Annotated in this window: 24 protein-coding genes; 11 read left to right on the top strand and 13 right to left on the bottom strand. The window is 60.9% G+C overall.

All coding sequences use genetic code 11. The annotated features are described in order from the left end of the window. Positions 1-20 precede the first annotated feature (20 nt). Positions 21-1,427, bottom strand: a complete 1,407-nt coding sequence (glnA, locus tag QWY76_RS07210; protein ID WP_290310439.1) for a glutamate--ammonia ligase — start codon at positions 1,425-1,427, stop codon at positions 21-23. Positions 1,428-1,953: 526 nt separating this feature from the next. On the opposite strand from glnA, the gene typA reads away from it, so the two are divergent. The 7 genes from typA (at position 1,954) to QWY76_RS07245 (ending at position 9,756) form a co-directional block, all read left to right on the top strand. After that, positions 1,954-3,780: a translational GTPase TypA gene (gene typA, locus QWY76_RS07215; protein WP_290310440.1), complete on the top strand. Its 1,827-nt coding sequence runs from the start codon at positions 1,954-1,956 to the stop codon at positions 3,778-3,780. Between the two features lie 116 nt (positions 3,781-3,896). After that, positions 3,897-4,217 carry a hypothetical protein gene (locus QWY76_RS07220; protein ID WP_290310442.1) on the top strand — a complete coding sequence of 107 codons (321 nt, stop codon included), beginning with the start codon at positions 3,897-3,899 and terminating at the stop codon, positions 4,215-4,217. Between the two features lie 162 nt (positions 4,218-4,379). Beyond that, a complete protein-coding gene (locus QWY76_RS07225; RefSeq protein WP_290310443.1) occupies positions 4,380-5,822 on the top strand; it encodes a sodium-dependent transporter in 1,443 nt (480 codons plus the stop codon). Between the two features lie 48 nt (positions 5,823-5,870). Then, a complete protein-coding gene (locus tag QWY76_RS07230) occupies positions 5,871-6,641 on the top strand; it encodes an ABC transporter ATP-binding protein (RefSeq protein ID WP_290310444.1) in 771 nt (256 codons plus the stop codon). 72 nt (positions 6,642-6,713) lie between these two features. Next, positions 6,714-7,418 (top strand): ABC transporter ATP-binding protein, encoded by a 705-nt coding sequence (locus tag QWY76_RS07235; protein ID WP_290310445.1) that lies wholly within the window; start codon positions 6,714-6,716, stop codon positions 7,416-7,418. A gap of 32 nt (positions 7,419-7,450) precedes the next feature. Beyond that, entirely contained in the window at positions 7,451-8,455 is a 1,005-nt protein-coding gene (locus QWY76_RS07240) for a branched-chain amino acid ABC transporter permease (protein ID WP_290310446.1), read from the top strand. Next, positions 8,455-9,756, top strand: coding sequence for a branched-chain amino acid ABC transporter permease (locus QWY76_RS07245; RefSeq protein ID WP_290310447.1), 1,302 nt, complete (start codon positions 8,455-8,457; stop codon positions 9,754-9,756). Before QWY76_RS07240 ends, QWY76_RS07245 begins: the two co-directional genes overlap by 1 nt. A gap of 152 nt (positions 9,757-9,908) precedes the next feature. Here QWY76_RS07245 and QWY76_RS07250 read toward each other — a convergent pair whose 3' ends face one another. Continuing rightward, positions 9,909-11,120: an ABC transporter substrate-binding protein gene (locus tag QWY76_RS07250; RefSeq protein ID WP_435388967.1), complete on the bottom strand. Its 1,212-nt coding sequence runs from the start codon at positions 11,118-11,120 to the stop codon at positions 9,909-9,911. Positions 11,121-11,346: 226 nt separating this feature from the next. On the opposite strand from QWY76_RS07250, the gene QWY76_RS07255 reads away from it, so the two are divergent. The 3 genes from QWY76_RS07255 (at position 11,347) to QWY76_RS07265 (ending at position 14,612) form a co-directional block, all read left to right on the top strand. After that, positions 11,347-12,087: a dienelactone hydrolase family protein gene (locus QWY76_RS07255; RefSeq protein WP_290310448.1), complete on the top strand. Its 741-nt coding sequence runs from the start codon at positions 11,347-11,349 to the stop codon at positions 12,085-12,087. A gap of 133 nt (positions 12,088-12,220) precedes the next feature. Continuing rightward, the gene (locus tag QWY76_RS07260) at positions 12,221-13,477 is read left to right on the top strand and encodes a dicarboxylate/amino acid:cation symporter (RefSeq protein WP_290310449.1); all 1,257 of its coding nucleotides are present in this window, start codon (positions 12,221-12,223) and stop codon (positions 13,475-13,477) included. 79 nt (positions 13,478-13,556) lie between these two features. Further along, on the top strand, positions 13,557-14,612 hold the full coding sequence (locus QWY76_RS07265) for a C45 family autoproteolytic acyltransferase/hydrolase (RefSeq protein ID WP_290310451.1): 1,056 nt from the start codon (positions 13,557-13,559) through the stop codon (positions 14,610-14,612). A 180-nt stretch (positions 14,613-14,792) separates the two neighbouring features. Here the strand turns inward: QWY76_RS07265 and QWY76_RS07270 are convergent, their stop codons facing one another. Further along, positions 14,793-15,068, bottom strand: a complete 276-nt coding sequence (locus tag QWY76_RS07270) for a hypothetical protein (RefSeq protein ID WP_290310452.1) — start codon at positions 15,066-15,068, stop codon at positions 14,793-14,795. A 100-nt stretch (positions 15,069-15,168) separates the two neighbouring features. After that, positions 15,169-15,759, bottom strand: a complete 591-nt coding sequence (locus QWY76_RS07275; RefSeq protein ID WP_290310453.1) for a DUF4202 domain-containing protein — start codon at positions 15,757-15,759, stop codon at positions 15,169-15,171. A 147-nt stretch (positions 15,760-15,906) separates the two neighbouring features. Between QWY76_RS07275 and QWY76_RS07280 the strand changes: the two genes are divergently transcribed. Beyond that, the gene (locus QWY76_RS07280) at positions 15,907-16,833 is read left to right on the top strand and encodes a glycerophosphodiester phosphodiesterase (protein ID WP_290310454.1); all 927 of its coding nucleotides are present in this window, start codon (positions 15,907-15,909) and stop codon (positions 16,831-16,833) included. A gap of 674 nt (positions 16,834-17,507) precedes the next feature. On the opposite strand, the gene QWY76_RS07285 is transcribed toward QWY76_RS07280, so the two are convergent. The 9 genes from QWY76_RS07285 to QWY76_RS07325 all read right to left on the bottom strand — a co-directional run bounded on the left by QWY76_RS07285 (position 17,508) and on the right by QWY76_RS07325 (position 26,622). Further along, positions 17,508-17,912 (bottom strand): hypothetical protein, encoded by a 405-nt coding sequence (locus QWY76_RS07285; RefSeq protein ID WP_290310455.1) that lies wholly within the window; start codon positions 17,910-17,912, stop codon positions 17,508-17,510. A gap of 248 nt (positions 17,913-18,160) precedes the next feature. Beyond that, positions 18,161-18,520 carry a hypothetical protein gene (locus QWY76_RS07290; RefSeq protein ID WP_290310456.1) on the bottom strand — a complete coding sequence of 120 codons (360 nt, stop codon included), beginning with the start codon at positions 18,518-18,520 and terminating at the stop codon, positions 18,161-18,163. Between the two features lie 82 nt (positions 18,521-18,602). Next, positions 18,603-19,421 (bottom strand): hypothetical protein, encoded by an 819-nt coding sequence (locus tag QWY76_RS07295; protein ID WP_290310457.1) that lies wholly within the window; start codon positions 19,419-19,421, stop codon positions 18,603-18,605. A 127-nt stretch (positions 19,422-19,548) separates the two neighbouring features. After that, entirely contained in the window at positions 19,549-20,283 is a 735-nt protein-coding gene (locus QWY76_RS07300) for an HNH endonuclease (protein WP_290310458.1), read from the bottom strand. A gap of 84 nt (positions 20,284-20,367) precedes the next feature. Next, positions 20,368-21,870, bottom strand: a complete 1,503-nt coding sequence (locus QWY76_RS07305) for a P-loop ATPase, Sll1717 family (protein ID WP_290310459.1) — start codon at positions 21,868-21,870, stop codon at positions 20,368-20,370. A gap of 101 nt (positions 21,871-21,971) precedes the next feature. After that, entirely contained in the window at positions 21,972-22,565 is a 594-nt protein-coding gene (locus QWY76_RS07310; RefSeq protein WP_290310460.1) for a hypothetical protein, read from the bottom strand. A gap of 94 nt (positions 22,566-22,659) precedes the next feature. Further along, positions 22,660-23,763: a PIN domain-containing protein gene (locus QWY76_RS07315; RefSeq protein WP_290310461.1), complete on the bottom strand. Its 1,104-nt coding sequence runs from the start codon at positions 23,761-23,763 to the stop codon at positions 22,660-22,662. 1,538 nt (positions 23,764-25,301) lie between these two features. Next, positions 25,302-25,526: a type II toxin-antitoxin system Phd/YefM family antitoxin gene (locus QWY76_RS07320; protein ID WP_290310462.1), complete on the bottom strand. Its 225-nt coding sequence runs from the start codon at positions 25,524-25,526 to the stop codon at positions 25,302-25,304. A gap of 136 nt (positions 25,527-25,662) precedes the next feature. Further along, complete coding sequence (locus tag QWY76_RS07325; protein WP_290310463.1) at positions 25,663-26,622, bottom strand: DUF4349 domain-containing protein; 960 nt, start codon at positions 26,620-26,622, stop codon at positions 25,663-25,665. Between the last annotated feature and the right edge of the window lie 65 nt (positions 26,623-26,687).

Below are 26,687 nucleotides of genomic sequence, written 5' to 3' on the forward strand. Positions count from 1 at the left end.
GCGCCTGGGCGCCGCCACCATCAGCAGCTGTAGTACATGTCGAATTCGACCGGATGGGTGGTCATGCGAATGCGCTCGACGTCCTCGGAGAGCAGTTCGATGTAGGCATCGATCATCTCGTCGGTGAAGACGCCACCCTCGGTGAGGAAGCCACGGTCGGCATCCAGCGACTCCAGGGCCTGATCCAGGCTGTTGGCCACGGTGGGAATGGACTTGCCCTCTTCCGGCGGCAGGTCATAGAGGTTCTTGTCCATGGCGTCGCCGGGATGGATCTTGTTCTTGATGCCGTCGATGCCGGCCATCAGCATCGCCGCGAAGCACAGGTAGGGGTTGGCGGTCGGGTCCGGGAAGCGGGCCTCGACACGCTTGCCCTTGGGGCTCGCGGTGTAGGGGATGCGGATCGACGCGGAACGGTTGCGGGCCGAGTAGGCCAGCATCACCGGCGCCTCGAAGCCCGGCACCAGGCGCTTGTAGGAGTTGGTGGAGGCGTTGGTGAAGGCGTTCAGGGCCCGGGCGTGCTTGATGATGCCGCCGATGTAGTAGAGCGCCATCTCGGAGAGTCCCGCGTACTCGTCGCCGGCGAACTGGTTCTGGCCGTCCTTCCAGAACGACTGGTGGACGTGCATGCCGGAGCCGTTGTCGCCGACCAGCGGCTTGGGCATGAAGGTGGCGGTCTTGCCGTAGGCATGGGCCACGTTGTGGATGACGTACTTCATCTCCTGAACTTCGTCGGCCTTCTTCACCAGGGTATTGAACTTCACGCCGATCTCGTTCTGGCCGGCGTTGGCGACCTCGTGGTGGTGCACCTCGACGCTCTGGCCGATGGCCTCGAGGGTGTTGCACATGGCGCCACGGATATCGTGGAAGCTATCCACCGGGGGCACCGGGAAGTAGCCGCCCTTGACCCGCGGACGGTGCGCCAGGTTACCGCCCTCGACCTGACGGTCGGTGGCCCAGGCACCCTCCTCGGAGCTGATCTTGTACATCGAGCCTTCGATGTCGGACTTCCAGTGCACCTCATCGAAGATGAAGAACTCCGGCTCCGGGCCGAAGAAGGCGGTGTCACCCAGGCCAGTGGACTGCAGGTAGGCCTCGGCGCGCTTGGCGATGGAGCGCGGGTCGCGCTCGTAGCCCTGCATGGTGGCCGGCTCGATGATGTCGCAGCGCAGCACCAGGGTGGCGTCCTCGGTGAAGGGGTCGAGGAAGCCGCTGCCGTCCTCCGGACGCAGGATCATGTCGGACTCGTTGATGCCCTTCCAGCCGGAGATGGAGGAACCATCGAACATCTGACCGTTCTCGAAGAACTCCTCGTCCACGTCGCGGGCCGGAATGGTGACGTGCTGTTCCTTGCCTTTGGTATCGGTGAAGCGCAGGTCGATCCACTTCACATCATGCTCTTCGATCAGGGCGAGCGTCTTCTCGGACATGAGGTCCTCCACTAGATGTAGATGGCTTGGTTTCGGGTAATCCGCTTGTTCTGTGCCGCCGGTCGCCGGCAAGCCGGCCAGTCCAGACGATGTTGTAGCATGCCATGGGCTCACTGCCCACGACGCCATGCACAAGCATGGCACTGCCCACTGGCAAGCAGAAAGCGTGCCAGCCTTTTGGTGCACCGGCCTTGCCCCCCGATAACCCACTGACTGAAAAGTAAAAAAAAATGGGGCGCGGGCTTGCCAAACGCCGAGCCGCCTGCAATGCCCTACCATGAAGCGCAGCGGGGCCAAAAAAATGCCCTCTTGTGGGGCATGAGGGGAAACAATGCACCACAATGATGCGCGGCGACGGCGACTCGCCTTGCCTCGCCGCCTGCGCCGGGGAACCGTCGGCGCCCCTGCAGGTCATTGAATCCATGGGCTCGCCAAACTTGTTGGCCGGATTCCCGCCGACAAGGCTGGTAGCGGTCATCGCCCTGCCCCTATAATGCTGCCCCACTTTTCCCAGCAGGATCCCGTCGTGATCGAGAATCTTCGCAACATCGCCATCATCGCTCACGTCGACCACGGCAAGACCACCCTGGTCGACAAACTCCTCCAGCAGTCCGGTACCCTGGACCGCAAGGCGGAGGGCCAGGAGCGCATCATGGACTCCAACGACCAGGAGAAGGAACGCGGCATCACCATCCTGGCCAAGAACACGGCGATCCGCTGGCAGAGCCCGGACGAGCAGCACTATCACATCAACATCGTCGACACCCCCGGACACGCCGACTTCGGCGGCGAGGTCGAGCGCGTCATGTCCATGGTCGACTCCGTGCTGCTGATGGTCGATGCGGTGGACGGCCCCATGCCGCAGACCCGCTTCGTCACCCAGAAGGCCTTCGACCAGGGCCTCAAGCCGATCGTGGTGGTCAACAAGATCGACCGCCCCGGCGCCCGCCCCGACTGGGTCATCGACCAGATCTTCGACCTGTTCGACAACCTCGGCGCCAGCGACGAGCAGCTCGACTTCCCGATCATCTACTGCTCGGCGCTCAACGGCGTCGCCGGCCCCGAGCCCGACGCGCTGGCCGACGACATGACCCCGATGTTCCAGGCCATCGTCGACATCGTCGAGCCGCCCAAGGTCGAGCTCGACGGCCCGCTGCAGATGCAGATCTCGGCGCTGGACTACAACAGCTATGTCGGCGTCATCGGCCTGGGCCGCATCACCCGTGGCGCCATCCAGCCCAACCAGCAGGTCATGGTGGTCACCAAGGAAGGCAAGGAGCGCCGCGGCAAGATCGGCCAGGTGATGACCCACATGGGCCTCGAGCGGGTGCAGACCGAGCAGGCCACCGCCGGCGACATCGTCTGCATCACCGGCATCGACGCCCTGGCCATCTCCGACACCCTGTGCGACCCGGCCGCCGTCGAGGCGCTGCCGCCGCTGTCCGTCGACGAGCCCACCGTGTCCATGACCTTCCAGGTCAACGACTCGCCCTTCGCCGGCAAGGACGGCAAGTTCGTCACCAGCCGCAACATCAAGGATCGCCTCGAGCAGGAGCTGATCCACAACGTGGCGCTGCGCGTCGAGCAGGGCGAGACCCCGGAGAAGTTCATCGTCTCCGGCCGCGGCGAGCTGCACCTCTCGGTGCTGATCGAGACCATGCGTCGCGAGGGCTTCGAGCTGGCCGTGGGCCGCCCCGAGGTGATCATCCGCGAGATCGATGGCGTCAGGCAGGAACCCTACGAAGAGGTCATCATCGACTGCGAGGAGGCGCACCAGGGCGCCATCATGGAGGAGCTCGGCTACCGCAAGGGCGAGCTGTCCAACATGAACCCCGACGGCAAGGGCCGCGTGCGCCTGGACTTCATCATCCCCGCGCGCGGGCTGATCGGCTTCCGTGGCCAGTTCCTGACCCTGACCTCGGGGACCGGCATCCTCACCAGCCGCTTCGACCACTACGGCCCGCTCAAGCCCGACGCCTCCATCGAGCGGCGCAATGGCGTGCTGGTCTCCATGGTGCCCGGCAAGGCGCTGGCCTATGCGCTGTTCGCCCTGCAGGATCGCGGCAAGCTGATCGTCGAGCACGGCACCGAGGTCTACGAGGGCATGCTGGTGGGCATCAACAACCGTGCCGAGGACATGGTGGTCAACCCCACCAAGGCCAAGAAGCTCGACAACATGCGCGCCTCCGGCAACGACGAGAACCTGGTGCTGACCCCGCCGGTGCGCTTCACCCTGGAGCAGGCCATCGAGTTCCTGGATGACGACGAGCTGGTGGAGATCACCCCCAACCATATCCGCCTGCGCAAGAAGTACCTCAGCGAGAACGAGCGCAAGCGCGCCAAGAAGAAGTAAGCCCGCTGCGCCGTACCCTCAAGAGCCCGCCACCCGGCGGGCTCTTGCGTTATGGCCGCCGCCCGCCGCCGGGGACTATGCTGAAGCTTCAGTCTTTTTTCATGGAGGTGGCCCCGATGCACAAGCATGTCGAGTGGGACGATCCCGGCAGCGCCAGCGTGCTGCGCTACTACGCCGACCATCCGCAGGATTACCCGGAGCCCCACGTGGGCAGCATCATCAGCGCGCGGTTGCGCGGTTTCACCGTACGGGTGCGGGTCGATGCCCGGGTCGAGGACACCAGCATCGGCGAGGTGATGGCGCTGATCGCCGCGGACAACGGTCGACGCAAGCAGAGCGTCGGCGACCTGCAGCTCGGCGACATCGTCCGACTGCCCGATGACTACCGGGCCATGGAGCCCCGCCACCCGGAGGCGGACGACGACGAGCGAGACTGATGGGCCGCGGGGATACCATCCACCCCCGCCAACGGCTCCTAAACGCAAGTCGACTGGTCAAGCGGTCGTTCGATAGCGCAAAGTGATGGTCAGGCGAGCCGGCGACACCGGCGCAGAGACCATCGCCGGCCCACCAGGCCGACACGCAATCGCGGGCACCCGATGAGCACGCACAACGTCTGGACGCACAAGGGCACCTTCCTGCTGGCCGCAGTCGGCTCGGCGGTGGGGCTCGGCAACCTGTGGCGCTTCCCCTACCTGACCGGCGAGAACGGCGGCGGCGCCTTCATCCTGATCTACGCCCTGACCATCTTCGCGGTCGGCATCCCGATCCTGATCGCCGAGATCATGCTCGGCCGCAACAGCCGGCGCAGCCCGATCATGGGCATGCGTTTCCTGACCCGCACCCACAAGACCTCCCGGGGCTGGGAGACGATCGGCTGGCTGGGCGCGGCCTCGGCCTTCATCATCCTCAGCTTCTACTCGGTGATCGCCGGCTGGGCGCTGCACTACACCGGACTGATGCTCACCGGCAGCCTCGACGGGGCCGACGCCGAGACCGTCGCCGCGAGCTTCGACGCCCTGCTGGCCTCCCCGCCGCTGCTGACCCTCTACCACTCGCTGTTCATCGGCGCCTCGGCGCTGATCGTCGGCCTGGGCATCCACCGCGGCATCGAGAACGGCCTGCGCGTGCTGATGCCGGCGCTGTTCGTGATCCTGATGGTGGTGCTGGTCTATTCCGCGGCCATCGGCGACCTGGCCGCGGCGGCGACCTTCCTGTTCACCTTCAACGTGGCCGACTTGAGCCTGGAAGGCTGGCTGCAGGCCATGGGCCAGTCGTTCTTCACCCTCAGCCTGGGGATGGGCGCGATCATGGCCTACGGCGCCTACATGTCCAGCGACGCCTCGCTGACCCGCACCGCCTTCGCCATCGCCGTGGTCGATACCGCCGTGGCGATGATCGCCGGCCTGGCGATCTTCGCCCTGGTCTTCGGCGCCGGCCTCGACCCCGGCGAGGGGCCCGGGCTGATGTTCGTCACCCTGCCGCTGGCCTTCGCCGAGATGCCCGCCGGCGCCCTGCTGGGCGGGATCTTCTTCATCCTGGTGCTGGGTGCCGCCATCAGCTCCTCGATCTCGCTGATCGAGCCGGTGGCCGCCTTCCTGGTGGAGCGCTTCGACCTCGAGCGTCCCCAGGCCGTGTCGGCCATGGTCATCGCCAGCTGGGCGCTGGGCCTGCTCACGGTGTTCAGCTTCAACCTGATGGCCGAGGAGACCCTCTTCCACACGCTGTTCGGGCGCAGCGCCTTCGGTCTGCTCGAGCTGCTCACCAACATCTTCATGCCGCTGGGCGGCATGCTGATCGCGCTGTTCGCCGGCTGGGCGCTGACCCATGGCGAGGTGATGAAGGAGATGCGCACCAACGAGACCTGGTTCCGCGTCTGGCGCTTCCTGGTGCGCTTCATCGCCCCGGCGGCGGTGGCCTTCGTCTTCCTGCGCACCATTCCCCAGGTGGAGGGCTACCTGCTGCCCGCCATCGGTGCCGTGGTGATCGTCGGTGCCTTCGCCGCCGGCCGCACCTTCCTGGCCGAGCGCCAGGGGTCATGAAACGCCACGCGCCGGCCACAACAACAAACGACTCAGTACGGGTGTGACATGTCAGCCATCATCGACGTACGACACGTCAACAAGGCCTTCGGCGGCCTGAAGGTCATCAACGACTGCTCCCTGCAGGTGGCGGAGGGCTCGATCACCGGCCTGATCGGCCCCAACGGCGCCGGCAAGACGACGCTGTTCAACATCATCGCCGGGGCCCTGCCGCTGGACAGTGGCCGGGTGTTCCTCGACGGCGAGGACATCACCAACCACCCCGCCGACGAGCTGTTCCACAAGGGCCTGCTGCGCACCTTCCAGATCGCCCACGAGTTCTCGAACATGACGGCGCTGGAGAACCTGATGATGGTGCCGCCCCGCCAGGCCGGCGAGCACCTCTTCGCCACCTGGTTCAAGCCGACCCTGGTGCGCGTCGAGGAGGCCGAGGTGCGCCGCCGGGCGCTGGAGGTCATCGACTTCGTCGGCCTGCACCATGTGCGCAACGAACTCGCCGGCAACCTCTCCGGCGGCCAGAAGAAGCTCCTCGAGCTCGGCCGCACCATGATGACCGACGCCCGGGTGGTGCTGCTCGACGAGATCGCCGCCGGGGTCAACCGCACCCTGCTCGGCGACCTGATCGGCAACATCGAGCGCCTCAACCGCGAGCTGGGCTACACCTTCCTGGTCATCGAGCACGACATGGACATGGTCGCGCGGCTCTGCGACCCGGTGATCGTGATGGCCCAGGGCAGCGTGATGGTCGAGGGCACCATCGAGGAGATTCGCAACAATCCCGCGGTCATCGAGGCCTACTTCGGCTCTACCCCCGCCTGAGGGCGCCGGTCGCCACGGGATCCACCACAACGCCGGGCGGCGCGGACCGTCCGCCAACACAGAGGCCCTCCTATGCCACTACTCGATGCACGGGACGTGCATGGCGGCTACGGCGGCATGAACATCCTCAACGGGGTGGACATGGCCATCGAGGCCAACGAGATCGGCGTCATCGTCGGCCCCAACGGGGCCGGCAAGTCGACCATGCTCAAGGCCATCTTCGGCCTGCTCCACGTCAGCCAGGGCGAGATCCTGCTGCGCGGCGAACCGATCCAGAACCGGCCGACCAACAAGCTGGTGCAGCAGGGCATGGGCTTCGTGCCCCAGGAGTACAACGTCTTCCCGAGCCTGACGGTGCAGGAGAACCTCGAGATGGGCGCCTTCCTCAAGCCCGACAACGTCAAGCGCATGCTGGCCCGGATCTTCGAGTTCTTCCCGCCGCTCCTCGAGAAGCGCCACCAGCCCGCCGGGGAGCTCTCCGGTGGCCAGCGCCAGATGGTGGCCATGGGCCGGGCGCTGATGGCCGAGCCGGACCTGCTGCTGCTCGACGAGCCCACCGCCGGGCTCTCGCCGCTGTACATGAACGAGATCTTCGAGCGGGTGAAGGAGATCAACGCCGCCGGCGTGGGCATCCTGATGGTCGAGCAGAACGCCAAGCAGGCCCTGGCCATCGCCGACAAGGGCTTCGTGCTGGCCGCCGGCCAGAACCGCTTCACCGACAGCGGCGCGGCCCTGCTGGCCGACCCCGAGGTCGCCAGGAGCTTCCTGGGCGGCTGAGCCGCGCAACGGTACACCTACGGAGAGGTCCCGTGAACGAATTCGTCTTCTTCATCAACAACGTGGTGATCGCCGGCAGCGTGACCGGGTCGATCTACGCCATCGGCGCGGTGGGCGTGACGCTGATCTTCAGCATCATGCGCTTCGCCCACTTCGCCCATGGCGACATGATGACCTTCGGCGCCTTCATGGTGCTGCTGCTGACCACCCTGTTCCCCCAGGCCGGCGCGGCCCTCGGGGTGCCCACGCCGCTGATCATGCTGCCGCTGGCCATGGTCCTCACCGCCGCCCTGGCGGTGGGCCTCGACCGGGCCTTCTACAAGCCGCTGCGCGCTCATGGCGTCAAGCCCATCGTCTTCGTCATCGCGTCGCTGGGCGTGACCCTGATGCTGCAGGGCCTGATCCGACTGTTCGCCGGTACCGGCGGCCAGAGCCTCTACGTCGACGACCGCAAGGAGATCTTTCGCCTCGCCGTGCCCCTCGAGGGCGTGCGCGTGCCGGTGGTGGTCACCGAGCCCCAGCTCTACCTGTTCGTGCTGACCATCGTCGCCGTGGTGGGCCTGCACCTCTTCCTGTCGCGCTCGCGGCTGGGCAAGGCCATGCGCGCCATGTCCGACAACCCCGACCTGGCCCAGGCCTCGGGCATCAACACCAACACCATCGTTGCGGTGACCTGGGTGATCGCCGGCGGGCTCGCCGCCATCGCCGGCACCCTGCTGTCGCTGGATGTCACCTTCAAGCCCGACCTGAGCTTCTTCCTGCTGCTGCCGATCTTCGCCGCGGCCATCGTCGGCGGCGTCGGCCACCCCTACGGCGCCATCGCCGGCGGCTTCGTGGTCGGCTTCGCCGAGACCCTGGCGGTGTTCAACTGGAGCGTGCTGCTCAGGCCCTTCCGCGACAGCCTGCCCGAATGGCTGTCGCTGCCCGGCAACCTGGCCTTCGTCGGCACCGAATACAAGATCGTGGTGCCCTTCTTCATCCTCGTCGTCATCCTGGTGTGGCGCCCCACCGGCATCTTCAAGGGCAAGGTGATCTGATGGACAAGACAACAACCGATAGCGTCGCCGCGCCGCGCCGCTTCCCGCTGCGCGAAGTCATCCTCTTCCTGGTGCTGCTGGCCGCCGTGCTCGGGGTCTACGCCTTGATGGGGGCCGCCTACAGCACCCGCATGCTGGTGGAGGCCGGCTGCTACGCCATCCTGGCCCTGGGGCTGACCATCCAGTGGGGCTACGCCGGCCAGTTCAACGCCGGCGTGATGGGCTTCGTGGCCCTGGGCGGCTTCTGCGCCATGAGCTTCAGCGTGCCGGTCAACGAGGCCTTCTGGGACAGCGAGCTGCCCGGCGAGCTGGGCCGGGTGCTGCTGTACAGCGTCGGTGCCGTGCTCCTGGTGGTCGGCGCCTCCCGGCTCGACCGCCTGGGCGTGCCGAAGAGGTTGCGCACCCTGATCGCCGTGCTGCTGGCGGTGGTGCTCTACCTGGTGGTGATCAGCGCCTTCCGCGAGGTGACCGACCAGATCGAGTCCCGGGCCGGCTTCGTAGGCGGCCTGGGCCTGCCGTCCTGGGTAGGCTGGATCGTCGGCGGCGCCCTGGCCGGGGGCGTCGGCTACTTCATCGGCCGCGTCTGCCTGGGCCTGCGCAGCGACTACCTGGCCATCGCCACCCTGGGCATCGCCGAGATCATCAAGGCCTTCCTCAAGAACTCCGACTGGCTGACCCGCGGCACCGCCACCGTCTCGCCGTTGCCCTGGCCGGTCCCGGGGCCCATCGAGCTGGGCTTCACCCTGGCCCGGGCGCTGTACTTCTCGGTGACGGCGGTGCTGATCGCGGTGATCTTCTTCCTGCTGCATCGCGCCTACCATGCCCCCTGGGGCCGCATGATCCGCGCCATCCGCGACAACGAGGTCGCCGCCGCGGCGATGGGCAAGACCATCAACCGCCGGCGGCTGGAGATCTTCGTGCTGGGCTGCATCCTGATGGGCATCGGCGGCGCCGTGCTGGCGAACTTCAACGGCCTCTTCGATCCCCAGGGCTACCTGCCGCTCAACCACACCTTCCTGGTGCTGGTGATGGTCATCCTCGGCGGCCCCGGCAACAACCTGGGCACCCTCTTCGGCGCCGTGGCGGTCTACATCATCTGGCTGATGTCCGAGCCCCTGGCGCTGTTCCTGATGGAGCTGGCGGTGTCCTTCGGCGAGAACGCCTTCGGCTGGGACGCCCCCACCAACCTGGACAGCCGCGCCCTCCAGGCCCGGGTGTTCGTGATCGGCCTGCTGATCACCCTGGTGCTGCGCTTCGCGCCCAAGGGCCTGCTGCCCGAGAAGGCCAAGCAGATCGCCTGAGACGCCCGCGGGGGTGAAGGGTGAAGGGTGAGGAGCATTGCCCCACGCCGGACCCCTTGCCCCTTACCCCTTACCCCTTACTCCTTACTCCTTAACAACAAGGCCCCGGCATCGCTGCCGGGGCCTTCATTGCGCCTGATCGAGAAAGGCGATCAGTCGTCGGGGTCGACGTAGCCCTGGATGGCGAAGGTGCCTTCCTCGACCTTCATCTCCTGCACCACGCCCGGCACGTCGCCGTTGTCGTCGAACTCGTGCCTGCCGGAGGCGCCCTCGTAGTTGATCTCGGTACCGGCGGCGATCAGCTCCTTGGCCTTCTCCCATTCGCCGGGCAGGATCACCTCGCCCGGGGCGGAGGCGACGCTGCGCAGTGCCTCGTTGAGGCCCTCGCGCTCGGCGCTGCCGTTCTGCTCGATGGCCAGCCCCAGCAGGAAGGCCGCGTCGTAGGCCTGGGCGGCGAACACCGCACTCGGGTCGATGCCGGCGGCCTGGGCGGCCTGGTTGAAGATCTCGGTGCCGGGCAGCTCCGGGCTACCCGGCCGGGTGGCGATCATGCCCTCGAGCACATCGGCGCCGATGGCCTCGATCAGGCTGTCGCCGACCATGCCGTCACCGCCCACGTACTGGGTGAACATGCCGCTCTCGTAGGCCTGGCGCAGCACGGTCTGGCCGGAGGTGTCGGCATAGGCCAGCACCACCAGGGTCTGGGCGCCGGTGGCGGAGAGGGTGCCCAGCTCGGCGCGATAGTCGGCACGGTTGTCCTCGTGGGCCAGGTTCTCCAGCACCGTGCCACCGCCCTCCTCGAAGGCCGAGGCGAAGGCATCGGCCAGGCCGCGCCCGTAGTCGTTGTTGACGTAGGTGACCGCCACCTCCTCGATGCCCTGCTCCAGCAGCAGCTTGGCCAGCATCTGGCCCTGGAAGGCGTCCGAGGGCACGGTGCGGAACACCAGGTCGTTGTCGTCGAGCTCGGAGACCGCCGGCGCCGTGGAGGCCGGCGAGACCATGGTCACGCCGCCGGGGATGGCGGCATTGTTGGCCGAGGCGATGGTCGCGCCGGTGCACAGGGCGCCGACGATGGCGGTGACCCGCTCGGTGTTGACCATGCGGTCGGCCGCGTTGGAGGCCGCCGAGGCATCGGAACAGGTGGTGTCGCCGGTGGGCATGACGATCTCTTCGCCCTCCAGCACCCCGCCCTGCTCGTTGATCTGCTGCACCGCCAGCTGGGCGCCGTCGAATATCGGCGGGGTCAGGCTCTCGATGCCGCCGGTGAAGCCCCCCAGGAAGCCGACCTTGACCTCGGCCTGGGCCATGCCGGACAGGGCCAGGGTGGTCGCCGCTACCGCTGTCGCTAGAACGTGTTTCTTCATGATTGTTGGTCTCGCTCTGGTTACACGGATTCACACACCCTTCAATCTGGAAGGGCGGGGCGCAAAACACAAGCCGGACCTGCCAACGCTCCAGGCCCCCGGCGCTCGGCAACCCGCTGATTGGCAAGGCATCTCCCGGATGCTTAAGCGTTCGAACGGGCGCTTCAACGCTGTCGCGCCGCCCCGGCCTATACTGAGGACCGCGCCCATCCATCGCCGAGGCCCCATGATGCGACCGCTGACCTTCCTCACCCTGGCCGCCCTGGCCAGCACCGCCCAGGCCGATGGCCGGGACATCGACTACCGCCTGGGCGACGCGGCCTTCACCGGCTATTTCGCCCCGGCCGCCGACGAGGCCCGCGGCACGGTGCTGATCGTCCACGACTGGGACGGCCTCACCGACTACGAGCGCGAGCGCGCCGAGATGCTCGCCGCGCAGGGCTATGACGCCTTCGCCCTCGACCTCTACGGCAAGGGCAATCGCCCGCTGGAGACGGCGGCCCGCAAGGCCGAGACGGCCCGGCTCTATGACGACCGCGCACGCATGCGCGAGCTGACCCTGGCCGGCCTGGCCGAGGCCCGCGACCAGGGCGCGGCCAGGCCGACCGTGGTGATGGGCTACTGCTTCGGCGGCGCCGTGGTGCTGGAGCTGGCGCGCAGCGGCGCGGCCGAGGACGTGCGTGGCTACGCCACCTTCCACGGCGGCCTGGCCACCCCGGAAGGCCAGCAGTATGGCTCGGACACCCCGCCGATCCTGATCGCCCACGGCGGCGCGGACACCTCGGTGCCCCTGGAAGACGTGACGGCGCTGGCCCGCGAACTCGAGGCCGCCGGGGTCGACTACGAGATCGAGATCTACTCCGGGGCGCCCCACGCCTTCACCGTCTTCGACGAGGAGCGCTACCAGGCCCGGGCGGACGAGAAGTCCTGGGCGGCCTTCCGGGCCCTGCTCGACGAGGCGTTGTGAACCATCCCCGGCCGACAGTCACTTTCGGCATACCCTAGACCCATCCGTAATGATCGAGGACGTCACGAGATGCGTCCCCTAGAGTCGACGCCCCCGACTCCATTACCCTCATAAATCCAAGGGGTTCCATCTCGTGCAATCCAACGCTTCCTACACTTCCACCAACCGCTGGCGGCGCATTCCGCTGTGGCAGAAGATCCTCGCCGGCCTGGTGCTCGGCGTGCTGGCCGGGGCCCTGCTGGGCGAGGACGCCAGCGTCTTCAAGCCCATCGGCGATATCTTCATCAACGCCATCAAGATGCTGATCGTGCCGCTGGTGTTCTCCACCCTGGTGGTGGGCATCACCGCCATGCGCGATCCCCAAAAGATGGGCCGCATCGGCGCGCGGACCATCGCCCTCTACCTGGTGACCACGGCCTTCGCCATCGCCATCGGCCTGCTCGCCTCCTGGGTGTTCCAGCCCGGCGTCGGCCTGGAGATGAGCTTCGAGTCCGGGGTCGAGGCCAAGCAGGCCCCCAGCCTGGTGGAGATCCTGGTCGGCCTGGTGCCCCAGAACCCCATCGACGCCCTGGCCAGCGGCAATATCCTGCAGATCATCGTCTTCGCCATTGGCCTGGGCATCTCGCTGACCCTGATCGGCGACAAGGGCGAGCCCGTGGTGCGCGTCTTCGAGAGCTTCGCCGAGGCGATGGTCAAGCTGACCAACCTGGTCATGGCCCTCGCGCCCTTCGGCGTCTTCGGCCTGATCGCTCATGTGGCCGGCAGCTACGGCCTCGAGGTGCTGCTGCCGCTGGCCAAGGTGATCGGCGTGGCCTACCTGGCCAGCGTGCTGCACGTGCTGCTGGTCTACTCGGGCCTGCTGGCCCTGCTCGGCCGGCTGAACCCGGTGCGCTACCTGCAGGGCATCCTCGACGCTCTGGTGGTGGCCTACTCCTCGGCCTCGTCATCCGGCACCCTGCCGGTCTCGCTGCGCTGCGCCAAGGACAACCTCGGGGTCTCCGAGGGCGTGGCCGGCTTCGTGCTGCCGGTGGGCGCCACCATCAACATGGACGGCACCGCCATCTACCAGGGCGTGGTCGCGGTGTTCATCGCCCAGCTGCTGGGCGTCGACCTGAGCCTGATGGATTACGGCATGATCATCGTCACCGGCACCCTGGCCTCGATCGGCACCGCCGGCGTGCCTGGCGCGGGCCTGGTAATGCTGTCCATCGTCATGGCGCAGATCGGCCTGCCGCTGGAGGCCATCGCGGTGATCGCCGGCATCGATCGCATCCTCGACATGGCCCGTACCAGCGTCAACGTGGCCGGCGACCTGATGGTCACCACCCTGGTCGGCAAGAGCGAAGGCGAGCTCGACGAGGCCATCTACAACGCCCCGGGCAAGAGTTGATGGCATGCCGCGCCGGGCGACCGGCGCGGCGCCGGCTATGCTAGAGTGATCCCATGATGCACTGCAGCGTGAGGTCACCATGCAGCTCAGCGTGCTTTCCGGCAGCCGCGGCGAGATCGGCGAGGCCCATGGCCACCACCACGCCGCCCTGATCACCCACAGCCTCGAGGTCTACGACCGGCTGTTCCACGACTTCGTCGGCATCGGCTGGGCCGAGGCGCGCATCGCCGCCGAGGCCTTCCTGCCGATGATCGAGCGCGGCTTCCCGGCGATCCTCGACGAGATGGACGGCATCGCCCGGGGCGCCGGGCTCGACTTCGCCGACATCCTCACCCTCAACTGCCGCAGCGAGATCTCGCTGACCCAGGCCAGCGGCGGCTGCAGCGCCTTCTCGCTGCAGCGCGACGGCACCCAGTGGCTGGCCCAGAACTGGGACTGGCGCACCGACCAGCTGCACAACGTGGTGGCCCTCGAGCTGCATCCCGAAAACGCCCCGGCCCTGGTCAGCATCGGCGAGGCCGGCATGGTGGCCAAGATCGGCATGAACGACCGCGGCCTCGGGGTCTGCCTCAATGCCATTCGCTCGCACACCTGCGGCGAGGGGCTGCCGATCCACGTGGCCCTGCGCAAGATCCTCGAGAGCCCCGACCTGGAGCAGGCGGTGCGCGTCGCCACCCACGACCGGGTCTGTTCCCCCGCCCACTTCCTGCTGGCCAGCCGCGACGGCCAGGCCGCCGGCTTCGAGGTGCATCCCGGCCTGCCGGGGCGCCTGCCCTCCCATGCCGGCGCCGTGACCCATACCAACCACCTGGTCGCCGAGACCGCCACCTGCCAGGTGGAGGACTTTCCCCGCCCCGACTCCCGCCCGCGCCTCGCCCGCCTCGACCGGCTGCTCCACGAGCGCTTGCCGCCCGGCGTGACGATCGACGAGCCGGCGCTGTTCGCCATCCTCGCCGACCACGACAATGCGCCCATGTCCATCTGCCGTCACTTCAACCCGCAGCAGCCCCCGGAAGAGCGCATGGAGACGCTGTTCGCGGTGGTCATGAACCTCAACGAGGGTCGCCTGACCCTGCGCCACGGCAAGCCCTGCGAGAGCAGCGACTCACTCAGGGTCCACCTCAACGCCATTTAGATATCCAGGCAGTGCCTGAAAAGTCGGCGAGCGAAGGTTAGGGCTAGGCCCGCTCCCGGCGGGCCAACGCATTTCCCACCTCCCTGTGGGTCACAAGGCAAGAATCGGCAAGAACGCGGAGTTTACAGATAGTAAATGAGCAGTTTGCGCCGATTTTTAACGCCGTATAACCGAGCGCAGTCACTTTTCGGGCATTGCCTTGCGCCGCCAGGCGCCCAGCCGCGGCACCGCATCCAGCTCACCCTTGAGGTACTGCTCGGTGGTCACCAGGAAGAGCCGCCGGAAGAGCTCATGGATGGCCTCCTCGCGGCGCAGCGCCACGAGTTCCGGGTCCTCGTGCCCGGCGGGGTCGGCCCTGGGATATTCCCAGGCCATGCGCACCGAGCCGGAGCTGATGTCGCAGATCTCGAGGGTGGGGTTCGCGCCGCGAAACGCCGTCTTGATGTGGTAGGCCATGCCGTCCTCCCGATCGACTCAATAAATGGCAACGATTATCATTTGCAATAGTCGTCGGCCATCGCGGCCCTGTCAAGGCGATGGGCAGGCGGGCCTGGCCTCAGCCCGCCAGCGCCTCCTCCACCAGCGCGCGCGCCTCGGCCGTCATCGGCAGCTCCAGGGCCAGCCCATGGGCCTGGGGCGACATCTTCTTCCAGGTCATCTGCACGATGCGAATCAGGTGATCGTGGTCGATCTGCTTGGAGAAGTCGGCGAAGTAGTTCTCCAGGAACACCAGGCAGGCGCAGTCCTCCACCGCCTGGGTGCCGGCCTCGCGACCCAGCCCCTGCTTGCGGATCATCCGCGCCACCTGCTCGGCCGCCTCCTCCGGGTAGCCGGCCTCGCGCATCAGCCCCGCGGTGGTCTCGCCGGCCCGCTTGCCCTGGTCGCGCCGCCAGGTGAGATAGCCCACCCGGCCCTCGGGATAGTCCCCGCGCGGCACCTGCCAGCGCTGCAGGTGCTGGCCGCGCACCGCCAGGCGCACCAGTTCGTCGGGGGAGGCCTCCAACTGCTCCAGCCAGGCGCTCATGCGCCCGGCATGCCACAGCTCCATGGGCAGCGACTCGCCGTCCACCGTCACCCGGCGGGGATCCTCCGCGTGCAGGGCATCCAGGGCGGCGAGGGTCTGGTCGTAGGGGGACGTCGACGTCATGGGGACTCCTTCTCGTCACTATCGTCGTGATGCCTCCATGAAAGCACGTCTCGGGCGAGATGGCAGCCGACCGCCTTCGAACAGTCGTTTGCATGCGCAGAGCAGGATCGCTAGGTTATTGCTCGGACATTCAATGAAAGGACGCTTATGAACTTCGCTCCCCGCCTCCCGCTCGCCGCCTCCCTGGCCCTGGGGCTCGCCGCCCCGATCGTGGCCCAGGCCGACGCCCTGGAACGGCAACTCGCCGAGCTTCAGGACTTCCAGGTCATCGCGCATCGAGGGGCCAGCGGCCACGCCCCGGAGCACACCTGGCCGGCCTACGAGCAGGCCCGCGCCATGGGGGCCGACTACCTCGAGCTGGACCTGCACATGAGCGCCGACGGCGAACTGGTGGTGATCCACGACGACACCCTGGGGCGCACCACCGATGGCAAGGGCAAGGTACAGGACTTCGGCCACGCCGAACTCAAGGCCCTGGACGCCGGCAGCTGGTTCAATGCGGCTCACCCCGAGAGGGCCGACGACGCCTACGCCGACGCCGAGCTGCTGACCCTGGACGAGGTGATCGACCGTTACGGCGACGACGTCCGCTACTACATCGAGACCAAGTCGCCCGAACGCTACCCCGAGCTGCAGCGCGCCCTGGTCGAGACCCTCGAGGAACAAGGCCTGGTCGACGCCGGCGCGGTGATCATCCAGTCGTTCAGCCAGGACAGCCTGCGGCAGATCCACGAACTCAACGCCGACATTCCGCTCGTTCAGCTGGTGTGGTACTCCCCCGCCGAGGACGGCGACGGCCTGGTCGAATGGACCGGCGTCACCCCCGCGCCCGCCGAGATCGGCGACGCCGACCTCCAGGCGATCGCCGACTACGCCGTGGGCATCGGCCCCAACGTCACCTACGAGGGCGAGGACGTCATCGACGCCGGCTTCGTCGAGCAGGCCCACGCCAACGGCCTGCTGGTGCACCCCTACACCATCAACGACCAGGCTGAGATGCGCCGGCTGATCGACTGGGGCGTGGACGGGATGTTCACCAACTTCCCGGATCGGCTGAGCGAGGTCGTCGAGTAAGCCTTACCCGCTCTCGCGAGACGACGCCGGAATGAGGCAGCCCGAGACGACCGTCTCGGGCTGGCTCGAGAGTCGCGACCATCCACAGCGAGATTGTCGAGCGGCTCATGCACGCGTTCCGGCGACGCCGGGCGTCCCATGAGAAATGGAACACAGACTCGGCGGCACTTCTGCTTCCGACCATCCGCAGACAGTGGACATTACCCGCACCCACCTAGCCACCGGCGAAGCCGCGAGGCCATGCGAGGGCTGTGGCATTGCCCCAGTGTGGCCGCCTTACTCCCGCAACGCGCATTGCCGAGGTCAGGCCGTTCAGGATCGAGGCCGATGGCGACGTCGGCGGTATCGCACCCTCGACAGTCGCAAGGCGCCCTTGCGAAGGCTACGCCACGCACCGCGAAACAGCCTGGCAAACAGATCGGCCCGCAATCGGGCATTGCGCTGCTCCACTGCCCGAATTTTCGGATCTGGATTATGGAAGGCCATCGTCTCCTCCGCTGTCGAAAGCACACTGGATGCATAGCATGATAGAGGCACTGCGCAAGCTTTTCATGGTTGCCTGAAAGTCAGGAACCGGACAGAAGCTGCCTTTTGGTGAGTACTAACGCCGCCATAAACGGCGTGAGACGCAGTTGCACGTCCGGCGACCATAGGGAGCGTATTTGATGGCCTTGTTAGGTGCGCTCATGCTCACCTACCTCTTGTTGCAACTTTTTGAGACTTAAGCGAGCAATTTCATCTTGGAGCGGCTGAATTTCAGTGTGCCATTTCTTGAAGCCATACCAAATCATTAAAAGCCCTAAACCAATAATTACCCCCAAACATACCAAGAAAAAGGTTTTATTATTTTTAGCTATCTCTAATTTTCTATCCAGAATCAGGAAACGAGTTTCATCTGATACTGACCGTACTGGATCGACCTTTAGAGTCTCATACTCAACTGCGATCTCGAAAACTAAATTATTCGTGGACTGATTTACATATAGAGTTGATCCAATGCCAAATATTATTAAGAGCAGGCCGAAGAAAGCGTAAAACTTAAAGATATTGTCTGTTGGCAAAGGGATGCGACTTTCCATTGAAAGACTACTCCAGTTCATCATTTTAGCACCTAACGCCCGCAGCACCGGAAAAATTGCAGCGCAGCGGAAATTTTTTCCGAGTGCCTTCGCTTGTTAGCACTACTTGCACACACTATGATCACTACGCACTCTTAGTGATTTGCATTTCGGGCACTTCAGGCCCAGCTTTATTTTTCTGCTAAAACGATGCCCACAACTTTTACATATGAAAAAGTAAGGAGGTCCAGGGATAAATCCTGCCATGGCTATTTCCTTTTTAGCACTAACTTTCCATTAGACTGGTCAGCTATTCTGTAGCTTCGTAGCGAGTTCAAAACTCCTACACCGCCCGCAGCCACAGCTATTGATACAGCTGAAATAGCTGTAGGCAAACCTAAAACAGCAACGGCACCACCACCTATAATTCCACTTGCCGGTGCCCCAGTACCACCCGTTGCAATCAATACGGTTACAGCAACACCAATGGCAGCAATAGCTATTGCCCAAGCAACTTTACCAGTTGCTTTTATCTTCAATACTGTATTTTTTAAGTCACCTTCTATCTCAATTGTGTCTTGGTCATTTTTTAAAACTTCGCCTAAGTCAGCTTCGTTACTAATTGCCATGTATATCTCCTTGTGGTGCTAACGCCGCGCTCTGCGGCAAATTTGGAGCGCAGCGGAAAATTTGTCCGACAGCAGAGCCTTGTTAGCGGCGCTGGCGCAACTCGATGTATTCCACATCGGAAATCTCTCGATCTTCATATTCAAAGCGATCATTTACAACTATTTTAGGAATCATGCTTTCGACCCTATGTTTGGGGCCAACGAGCGCCGAATTTGGTATAAAAATGTGCTTGATTAAAGGGCGCTCTTCCCATTCCTTTTTTATGTACGTCTCGCCTGGAACACAGAAATACCATGGCTGTGTTCCAAAAGCAGAAAATTGAGTGCTTACGATATCTTGAACCAAGTGAATAGCCTGCAATGCCAATTCTCGATCATTGTGATCAGTTTCAGGGTTAAAATGAATAGCGTGATTACGCTTGTCATTGAGATCCCTGAATTTTTTGGCAGCTTCTGGCAATAATTCACCCCAAGATTCCAGTGCATTTATCGCTACGGGCCAATAATCAAATGATTGTTTACGATATAGTTTTTTATATTCTGGCGATGCTTTGTGATAGTCTCGAAGCAGCAATACCATATGGTTAAGAATTCTTTCTCCTAGAGCACAGCCCCCTGTTAGAGCCGGATAATAACCACCCACCACAAATGAATTCCTGATCTGATCTAAAAACTTATTATGAAAAGCTGCCACGGAAAACGGTTTAAATTTCAAATCCTGAAAGTTCTTAACTTTCTCCTCGATACTCCAACTTCCAAACTGTTCTGCAAGCCCCTTGATAGTCTTTTCTCTGTTTTGTATGTGCAATTCTTTTACTTTCTCATCCCATTGATCTTGCACAGGCTCTAAGCTGTGAGCCCTTGAATCAAAATCAAATGAGAAAATTCTATATCGTTTCATATCAAAGCTACCGGACCGCTAACACCTTTGTCAGTTGCGTTTTGGTTGTAGTGGATATTTGTGCGACGATGGCCGAAGGCCATGCACAAATAGGAGCGTAGACCAAAACGTCAACTGGACAAACTTGTTAGACGCTGCAATGACCAAAATGTAATTCTCTATGACAATTTGGACATATAGCAATAGCATTATTAACAGTATCTTCACCACCGCTCGATAGCCGAATCTTATGATGAACTTCTAAGTATGGTGTATTGTCCTTTGCTCGTAGAAACGGCGCAGGTTTTTCACAGCGCTCGCAGACTCCCGCAGCACGACTCAAAACTTCTGCTACAACGTCTGGGTTTCTTCGGTACACCGTGGTTTGAACGGTTACACTCTCAGGGAGTTTGTTCGCCACATTTAATCTTACTTTACGTTTCTCCGCACCATCGCGAAGAGATATACCGACTTCTTCAGAGAACTCCGATAGATGATCTTCAATTGTTTGCTCGATAGCGCCTTGAGCCCAATAGTGCTCGACAATATCTCTTATAGACTTTTGCTTTGATTTACCGATACCTTCGTAGTAGTTCAGATGCTTATTAACTGAACTAAGTGCTAGGCTTAAATATTTTACCCCATAATCCTTTGATATGGACGCCAAAAAAAATTCTGTGGCTGGAAGATTCAGCGTTCTTTGATACTCCAAACCTTTCATCATTTGCAAAAAGTTACGAACATAATCTGTAGCGGAGCTTTTATTCATTGATCCGTTCGCCACCAGATCATTGATAGCATCAGACAAAGCCATATGACCATCAAAAACGGCTTTTCCTTTTGAGTATGCCTCTTCGATCTGGGTCGATGTTATTTTTGCCACGAGTTCTCCCTTCGTCTAACGCTTGGCTTTGCGGCGCACCGGAGCGCAGCGCAGGCGCGTCCGACAACAGCCACTTGTTAAGACCTATTTTCGCCAACCTTGCTCTTTGATTAGACCGAGAAGGTAAGTTCTGAATACAGGATGCACTTCCCATTTTGCGGCTTGGAGGTCATTCCATCGGGACATCTGTGTAAGGTGAGGGTCATCAAGAAATGTAACGTGCCTATAGCCCAACGGTTGTCGACTATCTGGAATTCTCGCATTTAGAAAGCCCGATTCATGCAGTAGCGATAGAAGTTTGACGGCATCCTCATCACTATCTGGCTTAAGCGCTCTCGATCCTATTTGAATTGCGAACCTTGAGGGCATTTTATTTAGGTGTTCTCTCAAACCTTCAAAATCCGATTCAAAATCAATGTTAATAAAAGAGCGGATGACGTCGAGAAACTGAGGGCAATCAAACCCCATTTCTATTGCCAAATCTTCCGAGCGCTCTTTCGAGTAGTGCTCCATTCCCTTTTCAGCATCGGCATCACCAATTTGATCAGAGCCTCGATCTTTAGCACTCTTCGCTAGGTGATTAACAAGTTGAATCATGTCTCTCGGGCGCTCTCGTGATGATTTCAAGAGAAACTGGTCCCAAGAGCGTCTTTGTGTGCTTGTTGGTAGGCGCATCCATGGATCTTCGAAAAAATGCGTTATCGGTTGACTGCCTACATAACTCGAATCTTCGGCTGCAAGCGATATTCTCTTGTTAAATATCGAGTTAATTAAATTTTCAGGAGCCCTTAAAAACATCACAAGAGGTCGAAAGTGATCAATTTGATCCCTCTGGCCTTTCTCATTTCTCAACAATCGCATCCAAACTTCCATTCGCAGAGTAACGATGCATTTGATGTTCGGACTTTTGGAAGTTAACTTCCTAATTGCGAGAAGCAGGCCCCATATTCTATTCAAATGTTGAGGATCGTCAGGTGGCGCAATTTGATCGGTATCGTCGAACAATATTACGAAAACTGACTTCTCATCTAACAAATGGTTCTGTATTGAAGATAGCAATCTTTCTTGGGAAAGTGTTTGTTTAGAAAGATCAGCAGCAAGTGCACTCGCATCGACTTGAGTTACTGGCTTCGAAAGCCGGCTCAAGACATTGACCAGCTTCCCCATCCAGTCGGGCTCTCGAACTCCTTTTGCAACAGATTCTTTGTAAATTCGAGCCGCATCTCCCTTGAGATAACCTGATAGGTTTTCTCCAATAGAACATGCAACTGCGTCCAGAAAGCACTCGTACATCTCTCGCTTGATAGAGGAAACATCATTTAATCCGTTCAAACGAGACGTATCTAGATCATCCGGCCGCAAAAAAAGTGTAGGCACTCTCTTTCGTTTAGCCGCTGCAACAATCCATTCTAGAATTGCAGACTTACCCACACCTTTGTTGCCAACGAGAAGCCTCGGGCTGCCGCTCGGCGCGGCCAAAACGTCCGGAAACTGCTCAGGAGTTATGAAAATTTTGCTCAATATCTGCCGATCACCTTCGGTGGTGCCAGTAGGGAAATATTTTTGCAAAACATCCATTCTCGACATTCATGTACTCCTTGTGGTTTTAACGCTCGCAGCACAGGCCGGAAAACCGCGCAGCGGTTTGGAGGTCCAGGCCACGAAGTGGCCGATTGTGGCTGCGCTTGTTATGTTTTTATACCTAGCTCTACCGCCGCTGTTTCATGCAGAACCTGTAGAACAAAGATTGTTTGTTGAATGTTTACAGATTCCACACTCTTTTCATAGATGTAGCGCCAGTTAACAAAAGCATGATTTAGACTTTTTAGGTGGTTTTTAAACAAAACCCCTTTCTCTACCTCGTATTGGCTTTCAAAACTTTTACTGTTTTTGTTAATTCGGTCTTTAACCTTGTTTGGCAAGGATTTAAATAAAGCAGTTAAAACATGAGATTCAGTTACTTCACCATGAATTTCTTGAAGACACTTAAGATACATTTCAGCACTGAAGGCCGCATTAACAACAAAAGGGCAAATTCCTTGCGGATTTCTGGGTAAAGACTTTAAATCTTTTTCATATATATGTGCAGATGCATTTGCAAACGACTGAGCTTGCCCATAGATACTTTCTGATTTGGGTATATCACGCCAAAGGCCTTTTGACTTAAGAAGTTCTTGAGCGAGTCTTGCGGCCTCTACTTGGTCATCGACATCTTTAACATAGCCTACAGGCTTATTGTCACACATCACGGTTCTCATACCTTCCGGTGGCTTGATATCCATTTTTAATCCGCTCTATCCTGAAACATAACGCCCGCATTTGCGGCTGGTTTGGAGCGCAGCGGAAAACCAGTCCGACAACATGCGCTTGTTACGTTTATTCATCAAAGAGTTCATGCTCTTGGGTATCGATTATTTCCCCATCATCAGGGTCTAACTCTACGTAAGAATCTTCGATATAAACTTCGTTTAATACTGTATTTACCGCTAAGCCATCTTCGAAATCTATCCAAGCATAAGCTTTACAAGTAACTGTATCTCGAACCTTCCTGCTCGTTTGAGCCGTAAAAAGATATTTTTTATCTTCAGAGTCCCAGATAGAACGGTCATAATCAGTCAAGCTATGCCACGCTTCGACAGTAAACTTAACTGTTAATGAGAACTCCGCATACTCTCTATCTGCTTTAATGATGTTCGTGTCAACTATTTCTAGATCAAATGCATCGACATCAGTAACCTCATCATCAATATCGTAGCCTGATGTTGAGTATTCAATGTCATTAATACTTTCTTCAAGCTTTCTTGTGATCTCATCTAAACATTCACCGAACCTTTCGATAGAGAATTTAGCAAGGTCTTTGAGCTCTTCTTCGTTATTAAGGACTAAGCTAATAAACCCATCGAGATCTGAAACGGCTTCGAGCCAACCTCCCGAGGTATTACAAAAGCTCTCCATGTCCCCATCTTTGCTCAAGATATAAACGCGCGTACTTTTTTGCTTTGCCCACTCTAGTAGGGAAATAAGCATTAATGCATCTGGAAATTCGTCTTTTTTCTTATCACTAAACGGAGGTGTTTTCTGGAAATAGTGCTCGGTAACTACGGATGGTTTGGCTAGGTCAATATCCACCCACTCATAAACTGCTTCATCTTTAAATTCTGAATACTTTCCCAAAAGGAGACTTTCAGTATCATTTTTAGTCAATTCATCAAAAATTCCATGATGCTTCAGTTCTGGAAGATTCCTAAGAATCTTGATGGTTTTCTTAAACTCTTTGACATGCTTTGCAGCTTCATGGGCTTTTTCAGTAAGGTGCGAGATTATCTCGCCATCAATTACAGGGCTAATTAATAAATAGAGTTTGTGCTCATTGCATAAATCCTTGAACCTGCCGAGTGCGTGCTGATGAAACTGATAGTTCTTGCTCTCATACATTGAGGTATCAACAAACACATATCTTGTTTCTAACTCTTCTGGCACTCATGCCTCCTTGGAAACGTAACAGGTATTAGGCCGCGTGCTCGATATTTCACTTGAACGCGCATGCGCGTTCAACAATGTTATGCTGCGCGCTCGACCAGAGCTCATCCTATTGAAATTCCTAGGCATTAAGTATAGCTCGGCAGCATAACACCAATCATCGTGCATGCTGCATATCCCCAATGAACGTGTTCGCTGCCTTTTCCGGCATGTCGGTTTTGGGTCGAAGCGGCCGAATCTCTCGTACTACGAGTGCTCAGGTGACATTTTTCATCACCCTACATTGAGGATAGGATAAGCACTCCCAAAACTGCATTTCAGCACTTTCGCCTCGTTTGGGAGTGCTCATGATCATGCTGATTCCACACTTCGCGTTATTACATACTTGTTATCACAGTCCGACTATTCCTGCCGCCGAAGAGGAATAACATAGCTTGTAGGGTATTCCCGATGCTTATCCGTAATCGCATCAGTGATACCAAAATCAATGAATACAGCGCTAGCTACGATTTTTGCACCGACAGTGCTAGGTATTGACCCGAATGCCTGTCGACCATCCGACGACCTACAATTATACCTCAACGGATCGTCTGACCTGCGTATGGAATAGGTGGATGGGATCGTCGCCTCCCAAGCACCACGCTTGTTCTGCAACTGGCATTGGCCGTTTGATCCATCACTAAACGATAGTGCAACGGGTGTCATGGCATCGTTCGTGATCGTTGCACAGCCCATGGTGCCGATTGCGAACAATACCGGAATTATCATTTTCATTTTTTTCCCCAGTGCGATCAATAGTAAATCCCTTGCTTAAGTAGCGCTTAGTTTGACTCGACCTTTCTCTAGGCTCCTCTTCCGGCGTTACAGTGGTTGGAAAGCATGCACGAATACTTGAACGTGCTTGCCATATGATCTTGCCCAGCCATGCGTGGGTCGAAATCTCCGATCTCGGGGCACGCTACCGCCAGGAGCTACCAGCATGGCGCCGCCTCCTCTATCGTTGCGACACGCAGGCGTCGCCATGTAGCGACGCGCAAGCCTCGCATAGAAACATCTCGTAACATTAGGCTACCAAGGATTGCTTAGTGCTGCGTAATCGGAGACTGAGAAAAAAGTCGTAGGAGTGTGATGCCCAGGGTCGGCCGGTCTCAGCTGTTCGTGGGATAAACGGCCTTCCGGCCCCTGTTCAGGGCTTGAAAGGCTCTTCGCCGTCGATGCGCTGGCGCATCCAGAAGTCTCGTAGTAGATCAGTCGCCGGGCGCGTTACGGGGTGTCCACTGCTGCGCGTCGGACGTGGCCCATCCCTTGGATTCCGGGGGCCGAAAGGGAGAGCCGGCGATGGTCCAGGCATCTTCGCAAGCCGGCTGGATTCGCGTGCTGGGCAAGTGAAGGGGTCGAAGGCGGCGATGACCGTCTCGGTGGTTACCAACGAGGGGGTGGGCGGCCGCTACGGCGCGGCCCAACAGGCGGAAGTCGACACCGAGGAGTTCCCCGGCTGAGCCCGTCTCGTGGAGCCGTTGCCACCGGCCACCCCGGGCTCACGCATCCTGCTCTCGCTCCAGGTCGATATAGAGGTTGTCCAGGTGGTCGGCACTGGGCTTCGGCTCGCCCGTCAGGCGGTGGTAATCCTCCAGCGACATCAGCACCGCGTGGCGTCCATTCTTGCGCGTGATGACGATCGGCCGATGACGCTCGCAGACCGCATCGCAAAGGCGCTTGAGCTTGTCGCGTGCCTTGGCGAGGGTAGTGAACTCGAGGTCCATGACGCCTCTCCCCGTGGCTGTTGGGGGTCAGTCTAGTCGACTCCGCCACCCCACTCGCCCGGGGCCGGCGCACCGGGCCTCCGGGCGCCGCGGTGGTGCTCGCCGGGCATCCGGATCAGCTTCCGGGATCCGACATCTAGCCTTCTTCCGTCGGCCTACGCCTTGCCCGCCGCCGCTCTCTCATCCGCCCCAACCCGCGCCGCAGCGGGCGCCATAGCCGGCTGAGCAGCCACAGCACGGGCAGGCCGATCACCAGCCAGGGGGTGAGGAACACCACCACCAGGATGACCTGGCCCAGCGATTCGAAGAACAGCGAGACGCTGCGATCCAGCGCCCGCCACAGCGGCGCGAGCACGCCGTGCTGGTGGGGCTCGACCCAGCGCTGCTGCTGGAAGCGGGCGGTGATGGCCACGCTTTCGGTCACCCGGGCCAGGTGGCGCTGCCGGCCCTGCATGGACTCGATCTCGCCCTGCACCCGGGCCAGTTCCCGCTCCACCTGCAGCAGGTCCTGGATGCGCCGCTCGCTGAAGCCGCGCCCCTCCTCGGCCAGCTCGGTGAGCCGCTCACGCAGCACGACCTGCTGGGCGAGTCGGGCCTCGAGATCGATGATCTGCTGGGTGCGGTCCTGGCGGGTGATCTCCACGCCGCTGAGCGCCGGCGACGCATTGATCAGCCGCAGCGGCTCGGCATCCTCCAGGCGGGTGCGGTCGATGCGCATGCCGAGCTCCCCGCCCGCCAGGCCGTGGCGCGGCGTGTCGAGCCGGCCGTGCGTCACCCAGCAGGAGTCGACGGCGACACAGGCCGCCTGGGTCTCGCGATAGGTGGCGACCAGGCGCGCGGCGTCATCGAACTGCAGGGTGTAGGCGCGTCGCTCCTCGACCCGCGCCTCCGCGTTCTCCGCCGGGCGCCCGGCCTCCATGCGGGGGGCCCGGCCGACCAGGGCCCCGCTCGGGACGTCACTCGCCTCCCGGGACGGTGCGGGCCCCGTCGGCGGTCGCGGCCCGGGGCCCTGATCATCGCAGCCCGCCAGCCCCGGGAGCAGGCAGGCGATCAGGGCGAGGGGCAGGAGGCGGGGGCGGAGAGACGGGGCGGGCATCGGCGGGGTCGTCCTTGACGCGGGGAACGCTTCCAGCGTAGCACTCGCCTCGGCGGGAGCCCGTG

Origin of the sequence: Halomonas maura (assembly GCF_030409305.1) — a bacterium.
Classification (GTDB): domain Bacteria; phylum Pseudomonadota; class Gammaproteobacteria; order Pseudomonadales; family Halomonadaceae; genus Halomonas; species Halomonas maura.

Coding starts and splice junctions, on each gene's coding strand:
- glnA (WP_290310439.1), bottom strand. CDS start 1,427: ATGTCCGAGAAGACGCTCGCCCTGATCGAAGAGCATGATGTGAAGTGG.
- QWY76_RS07220 (WP_290310442.1), top strand. CDS start 3,897: ATGCACAAGCATGTCGAGTGGGACGATCCCGGCAGCGCCAGCGTGCTG.
- QWY76_RS07225 (WP_290310443.1), top strand. CDS start 4,380: ATGAGCACGCACAACGTCTGGACGCACAAGGGCACCTTCCTGCTGGCC.
- QWY76_RS07230 (WP_290310444.1), top strand. CDS start 5,871: ATGTCAGCCATCATCGACGTACGACACGTCAACAAGGCCTTCGGCGGC.
- QWY76_RS07235 (WP_290310445.1), top strand. CDS start 6,714: ATGCCACTACTCGATGCACGGGACGTGCATGGCGGCTACGGCGGCATG.
- QWY76_RS07245 (WP_290310447.1), top strand. CDS start 8,455: ATGGACAAGACAACAACCGATAGCGTCGCCGCGCCGCGCCGCTTCCCG.
- QWY76_RS07250 (WP_435388967.1), bottom strand. CDS start 11,120: ATGAAGAAACACGTTCTAGCGACAGCGGTAGCGGCGACCACCCTGGCC.
- QWY76_RS07255 (WP_290310448.1), top strand. CDS start 11,347: ATGATGCGACCGCTGACCTTCCTCACCCTGGCCGCCCTGGCCAGCACC.
- QWY76_RS07265 (WP_290310451.1), top strand. CDS start 13,557: ATGCAGCTCAGCGTGCTTTCCGGCAGCCGCGGCGAGATCGGCGAGGCC.
- QWY76_RS07270 (WP_290310452.1), bottom strand. CDS start 15,068: ATGGCCTACCACATCAAGACGGCGTTTCGCGGCGCGAACCCCACCCTC.
- QWY76_RS07275 (WP_290310453.1), bottom strand. CDS start 15,759: ATGACGTCGACGTCCCCCTACGACCAGACCCTCGCCGCCCTGGATGCC.
- QWY76_RS07280 (WP_290310454.1), top strand. CDS start 15,907: ATGAACTTCGCTCCCCGCCTCCCGCTCGCCGCCTCCCTGGCCCTGGGG.
- QWY76_RS07285 (WP_290310455.1), bottom strand. CDS start 17,912: ATGGAAAGTCGCATCCCTTTGCCAACAGACAATATCTTTAAGTTTTAC.
- QWY76_RS07290 (WP_290310456.1), bottom strand. CDS start 18,520: ATGGCAATTAGTAACGAAGCTGACTTAGGCGAAGTTTTAAAAAATGAC.
- QWY76_RS07295 (WP_290310457.1), bottom strand. CDS start 19,421: ATGAAACGATATAGAATTTTCTCATTTGATTTTGATTCAAGGGCTCAC.
- QWY76_RS07305 (WP_290310459.1), bottom strand. CDS start 21,870: ATGTCGAGAATGGATGTTTTGCAAAAATATTTCCCTACTGGCACCACC.
- QWY76_RS07310 (WP_290310460.1), bottom strand. CDS start 22,565: ATGGATATCAAGCCACCGGAAGGTATGAGAACCGTGATGTGTGACAAT.
- QWY76_RS07320 (WP_290310462.1), bottom strand. CDS start 25,526: ATGGACCTCGAGTTCACTACCCTCGCCAAGGCACGCGACAAGCTCAAG.
- QWY76_RS07325 (WP_290310463.1), bottom strand. CDS start 26,622: ATGCCCGCCCCGTCTCTCCGCCCCCGCCTCCTGCCCCTCGCCCTGATC.